At 48.7% G+C, this 18,977-nt stretch carries 18 protein-coding genes; 8 read left to right on the top strand and 10 right to left on the bottom strand.

Annotation, left to right across the window (positions count from 1 at the left end; all coding sequences use genetic code 11):
* Positions 1-19: 19 nt before the first annotated feature.
* From ACTQ16_RS12080 to ACTQ16_RS12065, 4 genes are all read right to left on the bottom strand, one after another.
* Positions 20-502: a cytidine deaminase gene (locus tag ACTQ16_RS12080; protein WP_294969797.1), complete on the bottom strand. Its 483-nt coding sequence runs from the start codon at positions 500-502 to the stop codon at positions 20-22.
* A gap of 38 nt (positions 503-540) precedes the next feature.
* Positions 541-708, bottom strand: coding sequence for a hypothetical protein (locus tag ACTQ16_RS12075; protein ID WP_441937606.1), 168 nt, complete (start codon positions 706-708; stop codon positions 541-543).
* Between the two features lie 48 nt (positions 709-756).
* Positions 757-2,046 carry a M64 family metallopeptidase gene (locus ACTQ16_RS12070; protein WP_294969793.1) on the bottom strand — a complete coding sequence of 430 codons (1,290 nt, stop codon included), beginning with the start codon at positions 2,044-2,046 and terminating at the stop codon, positions 757-759.
* A 111-nt stretch (positions 2,047-2,157) separates the two neighbouring features.
* Complete coding sequence (locus tag ACTQ16_RS12065; protein WP_441937605.1) at positions 2,158-3,084, bottom strand: glucosaminidase domain-containing protein; 927 nt, start codon at positions 3,082-3,084, stop codon at positions 2,158-2,160.
* A gap of 146 nt (positions 3,085-3,230) precedes the next feature.
* Between ACTQ16_RS12065 and ACTQ16_RS12060 the strand changes: the two genes are divergently transcribed.
* Entirely contained in the window at positions 3,231-3,668 is a 438-nt protein-coding gene (locus ACTQ16_RS12060; RefSeq protein ID WP_295346871.1) for a 2-amino-4-hydroxy-6-hydroxymethyldihydropteridine diphosphokinase, read from the top strand.
* A gap of 31 nt (positions 3,669-3,699) precedes the next feature.
* On the opposite strand, the gene nrdG is transcribed toward ACTQ16_RS12060, so the two are convergent.
* From nrdG to ACTQ16_RS12040, 4 genes are all read right to left on the bottom strand, one after another.
* Entirely contained in the window at positions 3,700-4,215 is a 516-nt protein-coding gene (gene nrdG, locus ACTQ16_RS12055) for an anaerobic ribonucleoside-triphosphate reductase activating protein (RefSeq protein WP_153122319.1), read from the bottom strand.
* A 3-nt stretch (positions 4,216-4,218) separates the two neighbouring features.
* Positions 4,219-6,438 carry an anaerobic ribonucleoside triphosphate reductase gene (locus ACTQ16_RS12050; protein ID WP_441937603.1) on the bottom strand — a complete coding sequence of 740 codons (2,220 nt, stop codon included), beginning with the start codon at positions 6,436-6,438 and terminating at the stop codon, positions 4,219-4,221.
* Between the two features lie 315 nt (positions 6,439-6,753).
* Positions 6,754-7,593: a type II pantothenate kinase gene (gene coaW, locus ACTQ16_RS12045; protein ID WP_294969775.1), complete on the bottom strand. Its 840-nt coding sequence runs from the start codon at positions 7,591-7,593 to the stop codon at positions 6,754-6,756.
* 292 nt (positions 7,594-7,885) lie between these two features.
* A complete protein-coding gene (locus ACTQ16_RS12040) occupies positions 7,886-9,352 on the bottom strand; it encodes an SLC13 family permease (RefSeq protein ID WP_294969772.1) in 1,467 nt (488 codons plus the stop codon).
* Between the two features lie 412 nt (positions 9,353-9,764).
* Here ACTQ16_RS12040 and ACTQ16_RS12035 point away from each other — a divergent pair, with 412 nt between their 5' ends.
* Positions 9,765-10,049: a hypothetical protein gene (locus ACTQ16_RS12035; protein ID WP_217759943.1), complete on the top strand. Its 285-nt coding sequence runs from the start codon at positions 9,765-9,767 to the stop codon at positions 10,047-10,049.
* Between the two features lie 513 nt (positions 10,050-10,562).
* Here ACTQ16_RS12035 and ACTQ16_RS12030 read toward each other — a convergent pair.
* Positions 10,563-11,189, bottom strand: coding sequence for a DNA-binding protein (locus tag ACTQ16_RS12030; protein WP_441937601.1), 627 nt, complete (start codon positions 11,187-11,189; stop codon positions 10,563-10,565).
* A gap of 36 nt (positions 11,190-11,225) precedes the next feature.
* A complete protein-coding gene (locus ACTQ16_RS12025; protein WP_153117805.1) occupies positions 11,226-11,318 on the bottom strand; it encodes a smalltalk protein in 93 nt (30 codons plus the stop codon).
* A 1,034-nt stretch (positions 11,319-12,352) separates the two neighbouring features.
* Here ACTQ16_RS12025 and ACTQ16_RS12020 point away from each other — a divergent pair.
* The 6 genes from ACTQ16_RS12020 to ACTQ16_RS11995 all read left to right on the top strand — a co-directional run bounded on the left by ACTQ16_RS12020 (position 12,353) and on the right by ACTQ16_RS11995 (position 18,781).
* Positions 12,353-13,351 (top strand): hypothetical protein, encoded by a 999-nt coding sequence (locus ACTQ16_RS12020; RefSeq protein ID WP_441937599.1) that lies wholly within the window; start codon positions 12,353-12,355, stop codon positions 13,349-13,351.
* Positions 13,338-14,363 carry a hypothetical protein gene (locus ACTQ16_RS12015; protein ID WP_441937598.1) on the top strand — a complete coding sequence of 342 codons (1,026 nt, stop codon included), beginning with the start codon at positions 13,338-13,340 and terminating at the stop codon, positions 14,361-14,363. The genes ACTQ16_RS12020 and ACTQ16_RS12015 overlap by 14 nt, the downstream gene beginning before the upstream one ends.
* 313 nt (positions 14,364-14,676) lie before the next feature.
* The gene (locus ACTQ16_RS12010; protein WP_441937596.1) at positions 14,677-15,300 is read left to right on the top strand and encodes a hypothetical protein; all 624 of its coding nucleotides are present in this window, start codon (positions 14,677-14,679) and stop codon (positions 15,298-15,300) included.
* A 229-nt stretch (positions 15,301-15,529) separates the two neighbouring features.
* Positions 15,530-17,089, top strand: coding sequence for a hypothetical protein (locus tag ACTQ16_RS12005; RefSeq protein WP_441937595.1), 1,560 nt, complete (start codon positions 15,530-15,532; stop codon positions 17,087-17,089).
* Between the two features lie 30 nt (positions 17,090-17,119).
* A complete protein-coding gene (locus tag ACTQ16_RS12000; protein WP_441937594.1) occupies positions 17,120-18,163 on the top strand; it encodes a CHC2 zinc finger domain-containing protein in 1,044 nt (347 codons plus the stop codon).
* Positions 18,164-18,244: 81 nt separating this feature from the next.
* Entirely contained in the window at positions 18,245-18,781 is a 537-nt protein-coding gene (locus ACTQ16_RS11995; RefSeq protein ID WP_295346618.1) for a hypothetical protein, read from the top strand.
* Positions 18,782-18,977: the final 196 nt, after the last annotated feature.

The raw sequence follows: 18,977 nt of genomic DNA, 5'->3' as shown, positions 1-18,977 counted from the left end.
GCGCATGGGGCAATAACCTTTATTCCTTCATGTTCGCATCCACGAAAGAGAAGGGGAGGAGGTCCTTGATGCTGTGGAAGCAGAAGATGCCATTCTCGCCATAGAGCAGGATGCGGACGGGCTTCTGATAGCGGTCCTCCATCTCCAATATCACCTGGCGGCAGGCACCGCAGGGCGAAATAGGCGACTTGAGGAAACCGTTCTCATTGCGGGCAGCTATCGCCAGGGTGGTAATCGCCAGTTCAGGATAATAGCTCTGCGCACCAAAGATAGCACTGCGCTCGGCACATAGTCCCGATGGGAATGCCGCATTCTCCTGATTGGCACCTATCACCATCTTGCCGTCTGCAAGAAGACAGGCTGCACCTACGTAGAAATGACTGTAGTTGGCATAGGCATGATTCGTAGCGTCCATCGCCTTCTTCACCAACTCCTGCTCTGTTTCGCCCAACTCCGAGAGTTCAGCTATCTGGTATTGGATCTTTAATTCTTTCTCTTTCATAAGTTTCTCTTTTATAGGTTTTTATTCCGATTCTCTTTCTACAAAAAGCAGAATCTGCTCATCTGCTTCATGCAGAAATCGATGATCTGCTTCGTGCAGAATCCGCTCATCTGCTTCATGCAGAAATCGATGATCTGCTTCGTGCAGAATCTGCTCATCTGCTTCATGCAAAATCCGATGATCTGCATAAAGCAGAATCCGCTCATCTGCTTCATGCAAAATCCGATAACTGCAAAAAGCAGAAACCGCTCATACTACTTCGTATAGAAATCGATGATCTGCTTCAATGCATCCTGGCAAACGGAGCAGAACTCTGGAGTCTCGTTGATGCGCATGCGGCAGTCCTGAACGCCTCGGTATACGCCCTTAGGACTGTATCCGGCACCCTCGAAGACGCCCACCTTGGTCTTTGCCACCTTCTCGTTCTTTGACAATGGAGTAGGGACCTTGGTGCCCTTCTTGATCATGTTCTCCCATTTTCCGTGGAAGTCGGCAAGGGTGGTGATGTTCTTCTCCCATGGCTCCACATCGTGTGGATACATCGGAATCTGCTCTGACTCGTAGGCATACTCATCGGCAAGACCGGCAAATGAATGTCCGAACTCGTGTACCACTACCGGCTTGAACCACTGCTGGTGGCAGGTGGTGAGGTTGTAGGAGTTGAGGATGCCGCCGCCACCGTATTTGTCTGAATTCACGAGGACGATGATGTGCTCGTATGGTGTACCAGCCAGCCAGTTGTGCAGGTCCTTCAGATGCAGGGTGGTCAGGTACCGGTCGCTGTAGAAGGTGTCGAAATGGGAGCTGAGTGCCGTCTTGTGCCAGATGCCCTTGGATGGGATGCTAGGTCCGCTCTCCTGGGATGGCGACTTCACGGCAACGATGTTGAAGCGGTCTCTCATGCTCTTGAACGGCTCATGGGCGAAGATGGCCTCCGTAGCCTCCTTGGCATCCTTCAGGAAGACAGGCATTTCTGCCTCGGTATAGCCCTCAGCCACGTAGGCGATGTGGATACACTTGGTGGTATCGGCAGCCTGCTGCAGGGTTTCGTAAGGAGTAGGCTGGTTGCCCATCTGATGGATGAGGATGTCCGTCGGAGCCACCTGATGGGTGAGCGATGTCATCACCTCGCGTCGGTTGTTGCGCAGGTCTACGGTGATGTCTACCGTATCCTTTGGCATCGGCACGAGGAATACGTTTTCGAAGCTCTGGGTGTTCTTCTCTGATTCCGGGTAGGAGAGCCATTCCTGGAAGAGGGTAGAGAAGGAGTTGCGGTAGATGACCTTGCCCGTGCGATGGTCGCGGACGGTAATCTGTCCGTTGCCCTCTACAGGCAGTTCTGCCAGTCGCTGATGCTTGCCATACCATCGTGGCATCACGTTCAGCTGGTCTACGGCAATCATCTGTGTCTTCTTGTTGCCGGCAAAGGTATAGTCTACTCGCAGCGTCTTGTCTACGAAATAATCGTCAAAGTTCTGCGCCTGTATTGTGCTGGGCGCCAGCAGCATCGCCATGGTGGCGAGGGATAATATCATTTTCTTCATTGTCTTTTCATTTAAAATTCACATTCACATTCACATTTCGTTCACATTTCGTTCACATTTCCGGCAGGTCCATGAAATCACCGAATCACCAAGTGACCGAATCACTAATCCCTATCTCACTCTCAGCCTGTCGCCTATTCTGAGCTTGTAGTCGGCAGGGAGATGGTTCTTCTTGTAGAGATACTTCATGCGCATGCCATACTTCTGCGAGATGGTGTACATGCTTTCTCCCGGCTGAACCACGTGAGGACGTCGCTTGTACTGCTTAGGCGCCTTCTTGCGCTTCTTCTTCAGATAGACGATGTCGCCCTTCTTCAGCACGTCGTGCTTGTCGCGCTCGTTGTATCTGGCCAGTTTTCTCCAGCTGATGCCCACTTCCTTGCTCAGTGCCTTGAAGGTATCTCCCTCGCGGGCATAGAGATAGTAGTTGTCGTTGAACAGGTGGATAGGGTGGAGCAGCCCCTGACCGTTGATAGGCTGGTCGGTGCCGCTGTGGCTTGCCATGAAGCGGTCGTAGCGCTTTGCCTTGTCGTAGTCGAAGAGCTTGTAGAGCTCGATAATCTGTATCAGCTTGTTGGCATACTGCGGATTGGTGGCATAGCCGCAGGCCTTCAGTCCTCTTGCCCAACCCTTGTAGTCGGTCAGCGAGAGCTGGAACAGGCGGGAATAGCGTGGCTGTCTTGCAAGAAACTTGCTATGGTCTTCATAGCTGTCTCTTGCGTCACGGTATACTCTGAAGCATTCGCCCCGGGCATCGTCGTCATGATACTGTGTAGGACCGGTCCAGTCGTGGCATTTGATGCCGAAGTGGTTGTTGCCCTGCCTCACGAGGTCGCTCCTTCCGGCAGCACTCTCAAAGAGTCCCTGTGCTAGGGTGATGCTGGCAGGTATGCGGTAACGTAGCATCTGTTCGATGGCCAGGTCCTTATACTGGTTGATGTATGTCTGGTAGGTCTGATTCCATTTCATCTGTGCTCCCGAAGAGAGTGCGCAGGTTGATAGCAAAAAGGCCAGAAAATATGTTTTTATTCGATTCATAGTGCAAAAATAATAAAAAAAGCAATAAAACCATCATTTATTTAAGTATTTTCACTATCTTTGCATAAGAATTATATTAATTGGCTGCCTTCGGCAATTCGGGGAACTGTTCTTTCGTAGCTCCCGGCAGCAAAAATGAAGAGAAAATGCTTAATTTCAAGAAGAAAATACTGATCATCTTTGCAGTGGGTTCCAACGAGAATCAGAAGAATCATGTGGCTATGGCCAAACGTCAGCTGGAGAATGCCTTTGAAGACATCAGGTTCAGCCCTGACATGTGGACCAAACCCATCGGCATGCCTCATTCCAAACCGTTTCTCAATACGGTTGGGGCGACGTATGTCCATGTGGTTGAGGACCGTGTGCTGCAGGCGTTCCGGGATGTGGAGCGGAGATGTGGGCGCACCGTTGCCCGCAGCAGGCGTGGGGAGATTCTGATAGATGTAGACCTGCTCTTCTATGAGGATCACTTCTGCCATGAAGAGGACTGGGACCGCGACTATATCCGGCAACTGGTCAGGGAACTCAAGTCGTATCTCTCGGAAGAAGAGTGGAAGATGCTGGCGGAGAAAATCAAGGAATAAAAAAAGAATCCGAATCTCGTGCTTTTGGGAATCAGAGCACGGGATTCGGATTTTCTTTTGTGAGATGTATTTCTACTACCTTGCCTTCCTGCAGGGATTTCTTTACATTGATGATGCGCTGGTTGCTGCTGCCCCGGAAGAAGAGGTCGGTATCGCGCTTGTCCTTCTGGTAAGGACCGTCTACCAGTACGTCTATCAGCTTCAGGAGTTCAAGCTGAGCCGGATTCTTCACCAGGTTCTCGAAGAGAAAGCCCGTGAAGCACCAGATGGTCTTGTCGCTCTGCTGGCGGATGGCTCGTGCCAGTTCGGCAAAACCCTCTGCCTGAAACATCGGGTCGCCGCCCGAGAAGGTGACGTTGGCGAAGGGATCGTCCATGATTTCCTTCATCAGCTCCTCGGTAGACGTCATCGTGCCATGGTTGATGTCCCATGACTGGGGATTATGACACTCCGGACAGTGGTTCGGGCAGCCGGCACAATATATGGATGTGCGGAAGCCCGGACCATCTACCATCGTATCATGTACTACGCTCAATACGCTGATCATAGCTTACTTTGAACCTCCAATATGGGTAACACGGTCGTGGAGCTCAGCCAGCTTGCCACTGTTCCAGCGGTCGGTGGTACCTACCAGGTAGCCGGTGATGCGCTGCAGCTTGTCGATGTGGTGGCTGCCGCACTTTGGACAAACCTCCAGGTTGGCATCGGCATTCTCGTAGCCGCAGTCGAGACAGCGGTTGCGGTTGTGGTTCACGGAACCGTAGCCCATGTTGTACTTGTCCATCATGTCTACCACGCTGGAGATGACTGCTGGGTTGTGGGTAGCGTCGCCGTCAATCTCTACATAGAAGATGTGGCCGCCACGGGTCAGGTCGTGGTAAGGAGCCTCGATCTTTGCCTTCTGCAGCGCTGTACACTTGTAGTATACAGGCACGTGGTTGGAGTTGGTATAGTAGTCGCGGTCTGTAATGCCTGGGATGACGCCAAACTCCTTGCGGTCCTTCTTGGTAAACTTGCCGCTCAAGCCCTCGGCTGGGGTAGCCAGCACGGAGTAGTTGTGGTGATATTTCTCGCTGAATTCGTTGGCACGGTCGCGCATGTAGGTCACGATCTTCAGACCCAGCTCCTGAGCTTCCTCGCTCTCGCCGTGGTGCTTGCCGATGAGCGCCTTGAGGCACTCAGCCAGTCCGATGAATCCGATGCCCAGAGTTCCGTGGTTGATGACGCTTTCGATGGTGTCAGTAGGCTCCAGCTTTTCAGCGCCCACCCAGAGATATTTCATCAGCAGTGGGAACTGCTTTGCCATGGCAGTCTTCTGGAACTGGAATCGCTCGTCCAGCTGCTTGGCAGTGATATCCAGCAGGTTGTCGAGCTTGGCAAAGAACATGTCGATGCGCTGCTGCTTGTTCTCGATGCCCATGCATTCGATGGCGAGCTTCACGATGTTGATGGTAGAGAAGCTCAGGTTGCCTCGTGCGATGCTGGTCTTCTCGCCCCAGCGGTCTTCGAATACGCGGGTGCGGCATCCCATGGTTGCTATCTCCCACTTGTAGCGCTCAGGGTCGTCAGCTCTCCACTTCTCGTTCTGGTTGAATGTGGCATCCAGGTTCAGGAAGTTAGGGAAGAAACGGCGTGCTGTCACCTTGCATGCAAGCTGGTAGAGGTCGTAGTTTCTGTCCTCAGGCAGATAGTTGACGCCTCTCTTCTTCTTCCATATCTGGATAGGGAAGATGGCAGTCTCGCCGTTGCCCACGCCATCGTAGGTGCTGAGCAGGATTTCGCGCATGATGCAGCGCCCCTCGGCACTGGTATCCGTACCATAGTTGATGCTTGAGAATACCACCTGGTTACCGCCACGTGAGTGGATGGTGTTCATGTTGTGGATGAAAGCCTCCATAGCCTGATGCACGCGGTTCACGGTCTTGTTGATGGCGTGCTGCTCCAGGCGTGCCTTGCCCTGCAGTCCTTCCAGCGGCTTCTCCTCGTAGTCGTCGATAGGAGCGTCGTAGAGGTCCTTCAGGTCTTCGCCTGTCAGCTTCTCCAGGTTCTTCACCTCTTCCTGATACGACATGCGTACGTATGGAGCCAGGTAGAAGTCGAAGGCAGGGATAGCCTGTCCGCCGTGCATTTCGTTCTGGCAGGTTTCCAGCGAGATGCAGGCCAGTACGGCTGCTGTCTCTATGCGCTTGGCAGGACGGCTTGAACCGTGGCCTGCCGTGAATCCGTGGTGCAGGATGATGTCCAGCGGATGCTGCACGCAGGTGAGGCTCTTGGTTGGATAGTAGTCCTTGTCGTGGATGTGGAGATAGTTGTGCGTAACGGCGTCGCGCGACTCTTCTGAGAGCAGGTAGTCGTCAACGAAAGGCTTGGTGGTCTCCGATGCGAACTTCATCATCATTCCGGCAGGAGTGTCAGCGTTCATGTTGGCATTCTCGCGGGTGATGTCGTTGTTCTTGGCATTGACGATGCTCATGAACACGTCGCGTGTCTTCGCCTTGCGGGCGATGTTGCGCTGGTTGCGGTATGCGATATACTTCTGGGCAACATCCTTGCGGGCACTCTTCATGAGTTCCAGCTCGATGGCGTCCTGGATGGCCTCCACGCTCATCTGGCTCTTGCCACGATAAGAGATGTGGTCGGTAATCTGCTCGATGAGGGCGATATCTTCACCCTTATCGGTATGCAACATGGCTTTACGGATTGCAGCCATTATCTTTTGTTCGTTGAATCCAACGATGCGTCCGTCGCGCTTTACTACTGTTTGAATCATTATACTATTACTTTTACGATTAATGATTAAATTGCTTAATATTAAGTTCTTATGTCTCGAATAGATTACAGTGTAACCATTTTCGACATTGCAAAGGTACAAATAATTCCTGAAACGGCAAGCTTTTGGATAACTTTTTTATGGTTAAAAAATATTAAGTCACTGAAAATCAGGGAAATAACAAAACGTTTTGGAAAACCTTTACAAAATTTTGTTTCCCAAAACGTTTAAATGGTTATATATCAGGCCGTTGTGGCGCTGTGCTTTCTGTGGGTGCTTTTTTCTTGTTTCTTGTGCTTTTTCTGCCGGGGCAGACTATTCCTCCTTCTGCCCCCTTTTGTAGTCGAGGGCAGCACCGATGGCGGTACAGAACTCCGAGTATTTCGGTATTCTGAATCTCACGCCGTAGAGCTTTTCCATGGCTGGGAATACCTCGCGGCACTGGGGCAGGAGGGTGAGATTGCCTATCATCACGAAGTCCTTGATGCCCGATTCCAGGGACGAGAGGATGGTGGCAGAACCGATGCTCTGCAATACCATGCCGATGAGTCCCATGGCGATGTCCTCGCGCGATGCATTCGCCTTGGCATTGCTGAAGAGCGAAGCCGTGGCGGTCATCGGAAGACCCGGCAGAGGCTTGGCGCTGATGTCGCCTATCAGGAGGTTGATCTTCGAGATGTCACCGTCCTTGGCCAGGTTCACTATCTGCTTGATGTCGTCGGTCTTCAGCATGATGCGGCTCAGACCCGCCAGGGTGCCGCCTCCGATGCCGATACCTCCGATGTGCTTGATGTCGTTGCCGTCGCATTTCACGAGCGATGTGCCCGTGCCCATGCTCACCACGATCATGCGGTCGAGCTTGCTCTCGTATCGGGCTCCCAGTCCGTCGGCAACGAATTCCTCACTCTTCGATGTGGGCAGACCGTAGATGCGCTCTTCGATGTAGGCTGCTCCCACACCGGTCAGCATCACGTGTTCCACCTCGTCGAGGGTAATCCTGTTGTCGTGCAGGTATTTTCCGAAGGCTCCGTAGAGCGATGTGATGGGGTCGGTAGCCTTGATGCGGATAGGGCTGATTACCATGCCGCTGGCGTCGATACCTACTATCTTGGTCGTAGAAATGCCTACGTCTATTCCGATTACTATCTTCTTCATCTCAATATTTTTCTGTATTTTGTTTTTGCGGGTGCAAAGTTACGCCAAAAAAAAGACACTGCAAAATAAAACCTCATTTATTTTGCAGTGGGCTCTTTATTCAAGTTTCGCAAGTGAGGGAATTGATAGAAGTTAAAGAAGTTATCACTCCCTACGGTCGTTCGGGAAGTTAAGGGACAATAGTCTTCTAGCGTAAAACGTAGGACATTTGTCCCTTAACTTCCTTCTAACTTCCCTAACTTCACTTAACTTCCCCATATGCGAAAGTTCAGTTATTTATTGTAGTTTCTCCTTACAGGACTCCCATGCGGCAGAAGAATACCAGCATGGAGTAGCCTATCAGGATGCAGATGACACCGATGGTGGCTCCTGCCTTCACCATGTCCGTCTGCTGGATGAGTCCGGTAGAGTAGGCGATGGCGTTTGGAGGGGTTGAGATAGGCAGCGACATGGCACAGCTGGCTGCTACTGCCACACCGATGAGGATGGTGGATGTACCGCCGATTTCGGCAAGCTTGTCGCCCATGCCCGCACATACCACGCTCAGGATAGGAATCAGGAGGGCTGCGGTGGCGGTGTTGGAGATGAAGTTACTCAGCGCAAAGCATACCAGACCGGAGATGACCATGATGACCAGCGGGTTGAACTCGCCAAACGGAATACTCTTCACGGCTACCTCGGCCAGTCCGGTACCGTTCATCGCAAGACCCAGGGCGAAACCTCCTGCCACCATCCAGATAACCGACCAGTCGATGTCCTTCAGGTCGTTGGCGGTGATGACGCCCGTGAAGGCGAACACGGCGATAGGCAGCATCGCCACGGTATTGGCGTTGACGCCCAGCTGCTTACCGAATACCCAGAGGATGATGGTGAGGATGAAGGTGGCAGCCACTACGGCTGTGCGCCAGTTGCTGTGCGCATGGCTCTCTATCTTGATTTCGATGGTTTTCTGTGAGAATGGGAACATCTTGAGCAGGATGAACCATGCCACGATGAGCATCAGGATGACCATCGGCGCCATGATCATCATCCAGTCGCCGAATCCGATGCCCATGTTCAGACCCTGAGGGTCGTTGAGCACCTTGTAGGCGAAGGCGTTAGGAGGGGTTCCGATAGGTGTACCCATACCGCCCAGGTTGGCTCCGATAGGAATGGCCATGGTGAGCGCCACGCGGCCCTTTCCGCCCGGAGGCAAAGCCTTGAACACAGGGGTGAGGAAGGTGAGCATCATGGCTGCGGTGGCGGTGTTGGAGATGAACATCGAGAAGATGCCGGTGATGAGCATGAAGCCCAGCAGCACGTGCTCCGAGCGCTTGCCGAACGGGGCTATCAGCACTTTTGCCATCTTGGCATCCAGTCCGCTCTTCGTGGCTGCTATCGCCAGCACGAATCCGCCCAGGAAGAGGATGATGGTTGGGTCGGCAAAGCATGCCATCACACCCTGATAGTCGAGCAGCTGTCCCATCTCGGCCTCAGAACCCTGCATGATCTTGAATGCCGAGTCGCTGGCAAAGAAGAGCAGCACGAAGATGATTACCACACTCGTGGCCCAGGCCGGAATAGCTTCGGTGAGCCACAGCATCACTGCCATCACGAAGATGGCGATGATGCGCTGTTGAACTACTGTAAGTCCCTCGATGCCGAAGCTGTCGATGGGCAAGTTCCAAACAATGACCGTGACGAGTGCCGTCAGTAAGAAGAGCAGTGCCTTCTTGCGATTAAAATCGCCGGTCAGTACCTTTTTTACCGTTTCTTGCATTTCTCTATGTTATTGTGTTATTTGTTAGTTTTGCTTTCAAATTGATAGTTTTTCCTTTTCCGGAATCCCAATACATTATTATATATATAAAGGGGCTTTCAGATTATTGGAGCGCCACCTTGGGGCGGCACTCCAACACATTGCAAAAATACATATATTTTTTGAAAAAACCATGTTTTATCGGGAAAAACGAAGGAAAAAGCACTTTTTTTATGCAAAAACTAAAAATAATCGGGATTTTTTGAACAACATTGGAATATTTTTGCTATATTTGCGGTGCGTTTCGAGATAACAGCTATTGCGGGCGCCTATCGCATTGGGATGATTGCCCCTGGACGGGAGCGAGGACTACAGGCGGTAGAGAGAATACTACAACTTGGATAAAACGTAAAAACGTATAGAATTTAAGATCATGAATCAGACAGTATTGTTCACTATCATCGTGCTGGTGATTGTCTTCGCAGTCACAGTATCTTCCTACTACCATAAACGACATATGGAGTACAAGATGAGCGATATAGAAAAGGCGGTTAGAAAGTCATTTCCTAAGGGTGTGGATTCCATCACCAAGCAGGAGCTTGTGACTGGCATCAAGAAGCATTTCCATTGCTCAGCCAAGGAGGCGCACTACATCATCGGTGTGGCTCGTCGCAAGAAGCTGGTGGATATCGCCGCTGAGTTCGTGACATTATTATAGAATTAGTTATTAGGTTGACTGGTCTTACTGACCTTACCGACCTGTCATATTTTGGGTTTCGCACACGGCGGTGTGCGACAGCAAATTATTAGAGTCAGACGTCTTTCCGGCGCAGGGATGCGCCGGGGGATTTTCTGTTGTTAGTAAAAGCACTTTTTTTAAGTGCGTCATGAATTCAATTTGCGCAGGGATGCGCTGTTGGTTGTTATTTTTAACGCCATTCTTTGGTGTTAGTTTTTAAGATTAGTGTTTGTTTTTTTCTTGCGCAGTGATGCGCAGGAAACTGTTTTTTGGTAGATTAGTTTAATTTAGGCAGGAAGAAAGGTGCAAGGATACAAAAAGGGTGTACATGACCAAGGTATACTGTAAAAGGTATGCCTCGGGCATGTCACCCTACTTTTTTTTAGAATTCTCCCCTGTTAGATTCTTCCTCTTTTAGAGTTTTTTCTCTGTTAGATTCTTCCTCTTTTAGAGTTTTTCTCTGTTAGATTCTTCCTCTTTTAGGGGAGCTGTTTAGAGACCTACGTCTCCGCTATCGGTGCCACCGCCCTCGGTATTTCCGCTACCGCCTTCGGTATTTCCTCCACCGCTATCGGTGCCACCGCCTTCGGTATTTCCGCTACCGCCTTCGGTATTTCCGCCACCGCCCTCGGTATTGCTTCCGGTTCCGTCAGAACCGCCACCGCCAGGGTTGTCGTCGCCCGAAGGCTTGTCGGTAGAGGTAACCTGCTTCACCACCTTACCGTTTCGGTCGTAGCAGGTGATGCTGACGGAAGTCTCCTCCAGTTGCTTCTTGATTTCGGTGTTAGGCACGAAGATGATGTAACGGCGGGTGATGAGGTTGGTGCTCACCTTGTTCACATCCTCCACGGCAGTAGAGTTGAGACCGAAACGGAGGCTACCCAGTCCTGGCACAGCCACGCTATGGCCCTCGGTGGCCCAGGCAGCTATCACGTCGCCGATGGCAGTCCATCCGGCATTGATCACCGCCTTAGGCAGACCGCTTCGGATGGCAGCTTCCTCGATTACCTTACTTGCGTTCAGCTGGCTGTAGAGGTCAGCCTGCATGACGAACGCCCACTTCTGCTTTCCTTTTTCGAACGCCACGTTGCGCTCGATAGCTTTTACTTTAATTCCCATAATCTAAATAGTTTTTTAAATGGTTAAACAATCAGTCTACATGCAGCTGGTAACGCCGAGGGTAGTGCCGATGGCGGTGAGTACTGCGATGAGCATCTGCAAGATAGTTTTCCAAACTTCCTTTTTCATTTTCTTTTTTCCTTTCTTTTTTAGTGGTTCAACATTTAGAAAGAGATAGGGCAGGTGTGCACCCCTGTCGTTTTCCCCCTCCGTTTTTTAGTGGTTAATTTCCCATTTGCCGTTCTTGATGAATGACAGTGCAGCTTTTCTTCTAACACAGTGCAAAGATACAAAAAAAATCGCCCGAATGCAATAGTTGTCCTGAATCACGTGCATCCTTGTCCCGAATCATGTGCATTCCTCCCTCGTTTCCCATTCTCTTCCGCCTAATTTAACCGCCATTAATTTAATGGCCATTAAATTAAATGCTGAACTTTCGCATATGGGGAAGTTAAGTGAAGTTAGGGAAGTTAGAAGGAAGTTAAGGGACAAATGTCCTACGTTTTACGCTAGAAGACTATTGTCCCTTAACTTCCCGAACGACCGTAGGGAGTGATAACTTCTTTAACTTCAATCAATTCCCTCACTTGCGAAACTTGAATTAAATGTTAAATCCGTTAACATTATATGGCATGTTTTGCCTTTCCAACTGCGTCCCGATGCAGTCGGCGCTGCGTCGCCACGTATCGCCCGTTGCGTCGTGACGTGGCTGGCGCTGCGTCGCCACGCAGTTTTGGGGGCATCGGGCGCACAGTTACTTCCTCTATGTGGGTTAGCTGGTTGATAGGAGGAAAGGCAAAAATGTGAATGTGAATGTGAATTTGAAATGTTTTTCAATGTTACCTGAAGGAGAAGCGTATAATCGTGTTTAAGTAATAGTAGCCATTATAATTGGTTAATATTATATATATAATAAGGTACGCGCGCGAGGCCTGAATTTCATTCACAATATCCTATAAAAGGAATGGATGGAACAACCCGATACATTGACTTACATTTCAAATTCACATTCACATTCACATTTTGTTCCGACTGCTATATGGAAAAATGATATTTAAATCTGAAAAAAAATAACTTTTTTCTTGTTAGTTTGAGAAAAAAGTGTTACTTTTGTACCTACTATGAGAAATAACTTTCATAGTGAATTTTTAAAATAAGGGCTAATGACCTATAACAATAATAACATCACATCTTTTGTGGTTTTCAAGTATGATTTCTGCAAAACACGAAATCTTTCAAAAGTAGAGGGAACTCTGCCTTTGGAGTTTTCCGGTATACCATCTTCTGAACATTATCTGGAATGTCAGAATGGTTTTGAGAGAGTAATGGACAGTTTGCTGGAAAGCAAGAAAATGACTTTGGTGGAATCAAAGAAGAATGCTGATGCCATCATCCACGACAATCGAATATTGGGATTTCGAGAGGGAGTGGCTGTGCTGGACGTATGTGCAGACAAGAAGGAATTCTATTGGAGTAATTTTACTGAGAATGAAATTCACAACCAGCCTTTCTGCAAGGTGATTATTGATAATCGCCCCAACAAAGGTTTCCTTTTTGTGGAAGAATCTACAATCTTCGGGGGCAAAAGAGGACAGGACAAGGTGGTGGCTCTTCTGCGGGATAATATCAACAGGGTGGCCAATCAATATGGCTGGAATATGGTTATTTCAGCCAAGTTGCCACCTGGTGATTTCTTTGATGCCGTGGCTGAAAGAATCAAGGCTGGCTATAAGCCAAAGGCTGTGGTGTTTTCATTTCCTCGCCATCAGACTCTTAGCGATGCGCCATATTCCTTTGTCAGGCAATTCCAGATGCAGCATTCCTTCATGGAGTGCATCAATGCTCGTAAGTTTCATGCCAGATATGAAGCTGATCCTGGTGAGCAGTTGCGCTTGGACAAGGCAAACAGAGACATTGCCATGTTGGTGAACCTGTGCAGTAAAGAAGATTACGGCATCAAGGTATACTATTGGAAAGGTCCGTGCACCTCTTCCCGTTCGCTGAAACGGACCAAGGTGAAAATATCTGATGCAGAGATTTCTGCCCTGGTCATAGGAGAGGCTGTTTGTTGTGATTGTCATGGGAATTCTCAGTTTGCCTTGATCAATTCTCTTGATATTATTCTTGATGATTTAAAGGGTTACGACGATGAAGTTATTTAATATGAAGACCAGGAAGATGGTAGATAAGTCTTTCTCGCAGTATCTGGTTTATCAGGCTTTCCAAGCCGTCACCCATGATATTTTCAATGACAAGACTTGGTTTCCTACGTCCAGATGTTCATGCGAGGATGTTTTTTATGAGGTATTCTGCATCGTAGACAAAATGATGTTTTCGCATACCGATACGGAGAGCCGCCTTGCCTTTGTGGAAGGAATAGGGCAATATGAGAAAAACTATGTTGACGAGGATGAGTATGCTACAGCTCAGGACGAGCGGCAGAGAATCGTATTTGTCATCCTGTATATGGCAGCTATGATACTTCATATGATGCCTTTGGAGTCGAAAGTGTTTCAATTTTGCTCAATGATTATGGGGCAATGGAGAGGCTACGTAACTCAGGAGTTTTCTCAGCGGTGCCTGGAATCGCTGGAGAAGAACCGGGATGTGGTTGAGCGGCTGGCAGCCAAAATCGGTTATTATGGCGAGGATGGTTTCTTCGTTTCATCTCAGATTAATGAACTGATGCGCCAGAACAATGATGAAGAATATCTGCACGGATTCGAGCCTGAACAGAAGAGGACATTGGAATTGGAAGTGACAGACGATGAGCGTCAGGAAAACGGCGGGCAGGAAAAAACGGAAGAAGAAAATAAGGAGAAGGAATGGCTCAAATTGAGCCAGGGAGAAAGAGTAAAGCAAGCCTTGCAGAAGATGATAGACGAGAAGGCTATTCCTTTGAAGAAAGACTATGCCCTGATTATGGTGGCGCTCTCCAGTATCGATGATTTTGCAGGCAAATTTGATAATGGCGCATCTTTCTGCAAGTATCTTACGGAGCAGCTGGGCTTGCCTTCCGACCTGACCAATGCCGGTGCCATCTCCAAGCGTTTCTCCAAGATGCGTGGCGAATTTCCCAACTGGTTGTTTGATGACGTAAGTGATCCTAACGCCCGGCAGAAACTCATCAACATCGCTAACCGTTTTGTTTCCATCTACCGTAAGGGACATTAGGAAGCGGGGAAATGATTGCTTCTTGTGAGTGTTGGCAAGTTTTAGATGGAATGTTAAAAACGTAAAATAGAGCAATCTTTAGGCATATTCTACGTTTAACTGAACTTTCTCATATGGGGAAGTTAAGTGAAGTTAGGGAAGTTAGAAGGAAGTTAAGGGACAAATGTCCTACGTTTTACGCTAGAAGACTATTGTCCCTTAACTTCCCGAACGACCGTAGGGAGTGATAACTTCTTTAACTTCAATCAATTCCCTCACTTGCGAAACTTGAATACGTTTAACATTAGAATAGGTTTAATAGACAAATTAGGATATGAAGTATTTTGTAAAAAAATCAGTCTTACTACTGTTGGTAGTCTTGGCTTTTTGTGCGTGTGACAACAGCAATGAAAATGGTGAAGTTATTCAGCCAAAGCCACAGTCATCGAAAACTGTCGTCAATTGTACTGGCGAAGTAGAGTTTGTGGTGGATGCGCCACAAATTCGTGAGGATATAGAGCAGGATTTGAAGGCAAACCCTCCTTTTGGAGGAAGCAAGAAATATCAGTTTGTCATAAAAAAACACTCGATGCTTCCTGCTTTATATATGCTATATGCGGTGAATCCTGAGGACGATAAGTCTGCTGACGGATATATACTGGACATCGCTGGTAAAGTGGAGTATAAGGACAATTATAGATTGTTCTCTGCCGCTTCTGTACATGGTTGGTATAAGATGGATATTGTGCCTGTCGACACAAAGGATGGCAAGCCTGTTGCAACATACGATGTGTTTATGCATCAAAATATTCCTAATTCTTTGCTTCATAGCAAGATGTATTTCTGCGAAGACCTTACGGAGAAATATCGCCAGAAGTTCCCTAATGAAGACATTCATGCCGTGGTTCGCCGTTTGGTTCTTTCTTATGTCAGTGGGGGCGATATTATAAATGAATAGGAACATATCTGAACAGAAGAATTTTTAGAAATAATACAGTATCAGCACTTTTTGCTTCGTTTGCAAGCAGAAAGTGCTTTTTTTTATGCCTTCAGATGAGCCCGAGGCTTAGCGGAAGGCTTAGTTGCCGGCGATGAGGCTTAGTAGGAGGCGAACCGGCAGGACGCCTATTGCCGGGGAGGCTTTTTTTCCTTACTTTTGCATACAGAAATAATCAATGATTGTGATTATGGAAAAAGGAAAGAAAATACCTCCACAGGAAGCGTCTCAGACTAATCCAGTGGCAAAGCCTGAGGATACCAAGGGCGGAATCAATAACATGGTATCATCTGGGTTGAAAGGAGCAAAGCTGGCATCTGGGTTGATAGGAAAAAAGCTGGCTGAACAGGCTGAAGAGAATGAAGAGATGCCCATGCATCACCTGATTGCCGATAAGGATTATCCGTCGGGCATCAGAGAATGGATGATCACTTCGCCTTCTGAACTCAAGTATCCTACGCTGGTGGTGGCTGCTGCCATGCTCAGCGTTTATCTTACACGTGTCAGAATACAGTATGTGTATGATAATCAGGGAGAAAAATCGGCCATCGTGCTGCAGGTCATCGTAGAGGGCGAGCAGTCGAGCGGAAAGTCGTTTGCCAGATACATCATGCGTACCCTGATGAAACCTTTCATTGAGCGCGACAGCGAAATGAGAGCCAAGGAGCAGGAGTATGCTGCCCTGAAGCGACGCCAGGGAAAGAAGGATGGCAAGCTGCCACCCGAACCGAAGACCGACATCACCATCCTGCCCGAAACCGTATCGCTCACCATGTTTATCAAGCGATGCGATGCTGCAGTCAAGCTCTATGGTGCTCCGAAGACGCTCTTCGAATTTGCCGATGAGATTTCTGCCATCGTGCATTCTGCCAAGCGCCAGTTTGCCGACCTCTCGCAGGTTATCAAGACGGCATACGATCTGGGCAGCGTCTATGGTCAGGATTTCATGAGCGAAACCAGCTATAGTGCCATGGTAGATGCCTTGCTGTCGTTCGTATTCTGCGGCACCCAGAGTGCGGTGAGCAGATATATGAACAAGGCTGCCATTGAGGGCGGTTCGGTTACTCGTACTATTTTATGCCCGCTCATCAGTCATCTGGGCGACAATCCGCCTCAGTTTCAGGCGTTGACCGATATGCAGCGTAAGGAGCTGGAGAATACGTTGGATAAGCTCTTCGGGTTGTGCTATGAGGAAGATGGAAAATTCCATCAGGAGATAGAGGAAGATATGAGCTGGCTCAACAAGACGGTGGTAAAATGGTGTAACGACTGCCGCCAGCAGGTGGTGAAAACCATGTCCAAGTCGATGGATGTCTTCTACAAGCGCAGTTCGGTTTCAGCCTTCCGCATCGCTGCCCTCATGCAAGTGCTATACAAGGTTGAGGGGAAGAAAAGCGAGAAGGAAATCCGGAAACTGGTAAGGCAGACCTATCTGGCTTGTGCCGACCACATCTTGCGTAATATGTTGCAGCGGTGGGGCAAGGCTTTCGAGCAGATTTCTGCCGAGGGCGAAGGAGAGCCTTATCATACTGTAGACTATTTCAGCGAGTTGCCACAGGAATTTTCTTATCAGTTCCTGGAGGAATTTCTGACGCAGAAGGGGCTCAAGACCCCTGCCCGCAACATGGTATGCAACTGGCGCAGATGGGGATGGCTCGAGAAGCCTAAAAAGGGTGAGAACAAGAAAGTGCTTAGAAAAACGCAGCAGAAAACTACCCATGCAGCTGATGATGATATTCCTGATAAATAGATTTTCACGTATTAATAAATCAATTATTATATGGCAGAATATATAGATTCAATCACGCTCTCTAAACTCAGAGGCATCAATATACTGGTGGTGGCTGATGCTTTGGGAATAGGCTTGCGTCATCGCAATGCGCTCTGTATCAGTCATAACGATTCTAATCCGAGCTTGCATTTCTGGCCATCAACCAATACTTGCCATTGTTTTGCATGCGGGTGGGGTGGTGATAATATCGACCTGGTGATGAAGCGGGAGAATCTCTCTTTTACCGAAGCCTGCCAATGGTTGGGAAGAAACTTCGGTATTGTTGTGGGGAATGGCCGACAGCCAGCAAGGGGTACGGTCGGACAGCCAGCAAGGGGTACGGTCGGACAGCAGAAAACGGAATGCGATACGGACAGGCAGCAGAAAACGGAATGCGATACGGACAGAATCAACCTTAGAGGACCATTCCAGCATCAGCCGGATGTAGATTATCTCATGAGAATGCTTGAGGGAAAGAAACTCACCGAGACGGCAAGGGATTTCCTTTTCGAACAGCGAAAGCTGCGCCCCGAATACATCTATTGGTGCAGAGTGGTAAGTACAGATTTTTCTATCGCTGGCTATCGCTTTGGTGGTAAGTTTTTTGATGGGCCTTCCCTGCTCATACCTTACTATGGGGTGGATGGAAGATTGCTAACGGTACAGAGCAGATTTCTGGGGGATAAATCTAAGGAGAAGCCCCGGTTTAAATTTGCACCTGGCAGCAAACCTATGGTATACGGGATGCAGATTTTGCCCCAAGTAGCTGATAATGAACCTTTGGTTATTACTGAGGGATGTACCGACTGTTGGAGTGCTATGTCTATGGGTTATAAGGCGATAGCAATACCCAGTGCTACACTTTGTAATGAAGAATGTCGCAGTCTTTTGTCGGGAAGAAATCTTCACATGTGGCCAGATCAGGATAAGCCTGGCATTAGTCTCTATATGAAATTGAAGGAGATGTTTCCGCAGTTGGTGTATCATCAGTTGCCCGAAGGATGCAAGGATTTATCTGATTATTATCAGTCCTCTTACGTTCAGAAAATGTGAAAGTGAATGTGAATTTCAAATGTTTTCTCAATTGCTTTTTGGGTAGATATTGTTTGTTATTTTTATCGGTTATTGTCTGTTATGATGAAATTAGTATTAAATCGTTTTCGTACAGTTCGTGGCGCCGTAGTGGGTCGCCTCAGTCAGGAAATAGCAGATCGCAAGGGTGGCGTTGTTGATCACGAGCATATTTGCGATACAGTAGAGCGCGAGGGGGGCTGCCTGGAGCCTGGTGAATATCGCGTAGTGGTGGCTAAATGCCGCAGTTTCGCCCGCAAGATGATGTTCTTGGAGGCGGTGAAGAAGGAGGCTTCCTCTTCTTCTGATGCTTCATCAGGGGTGGGCTGTTCGCCTCTTCCTCTCCCCGAAATCTGCGAGCGCTGCCGCCTGGAGCGCAAGCATCATAGGTTCGGGTGCCTGGATGAGCTTCATGCCCTTTCGTGCCCCATGCTCCAGCCGGGCAATGGTCCGTTCCGTCTCCGCCAGGGCGGCATCCTCATCGGCGAGGCTCATGCTCCCGGCTTCGTCCTCAGAAGCCAGGAACTCTTCCTCCAGCTCTTCGACCGTGTAAACAAGGTGCTGAGACGCGGGGGCGAAGTGGTTATCAGGATAGAGTAGGTGGGGAGAGAGGTGAAAGATGGCATCCTTGGATGTCATCTTTCGCTGTTTTTATATTCATAGAAACGCAGAATAACCATAAAAACTAGGAATTTACGTACAAAACCAAAAGTTTTCTCTAAAAAAAGCTATTATCTCCCAAACTTTTTGTAATTTTGAAGCGGATTAGGTAAATAACAATTCAGTTATATATAAG

This window comes from Prevotella sp. LCP21S3_D2 (genome assembly GCF_052118345.1).
In the GTDB taxonomy this organism is placed as follows: Bacteria; Bacteroidota; Bacteroidia; order Bacteroidales; family Bacteroidaceae; genus Prevotella.
Note: the sequence above shows the minus strand (reverse complement) of the source record. Positions and strands in the feature narration are given on the sequence as shown.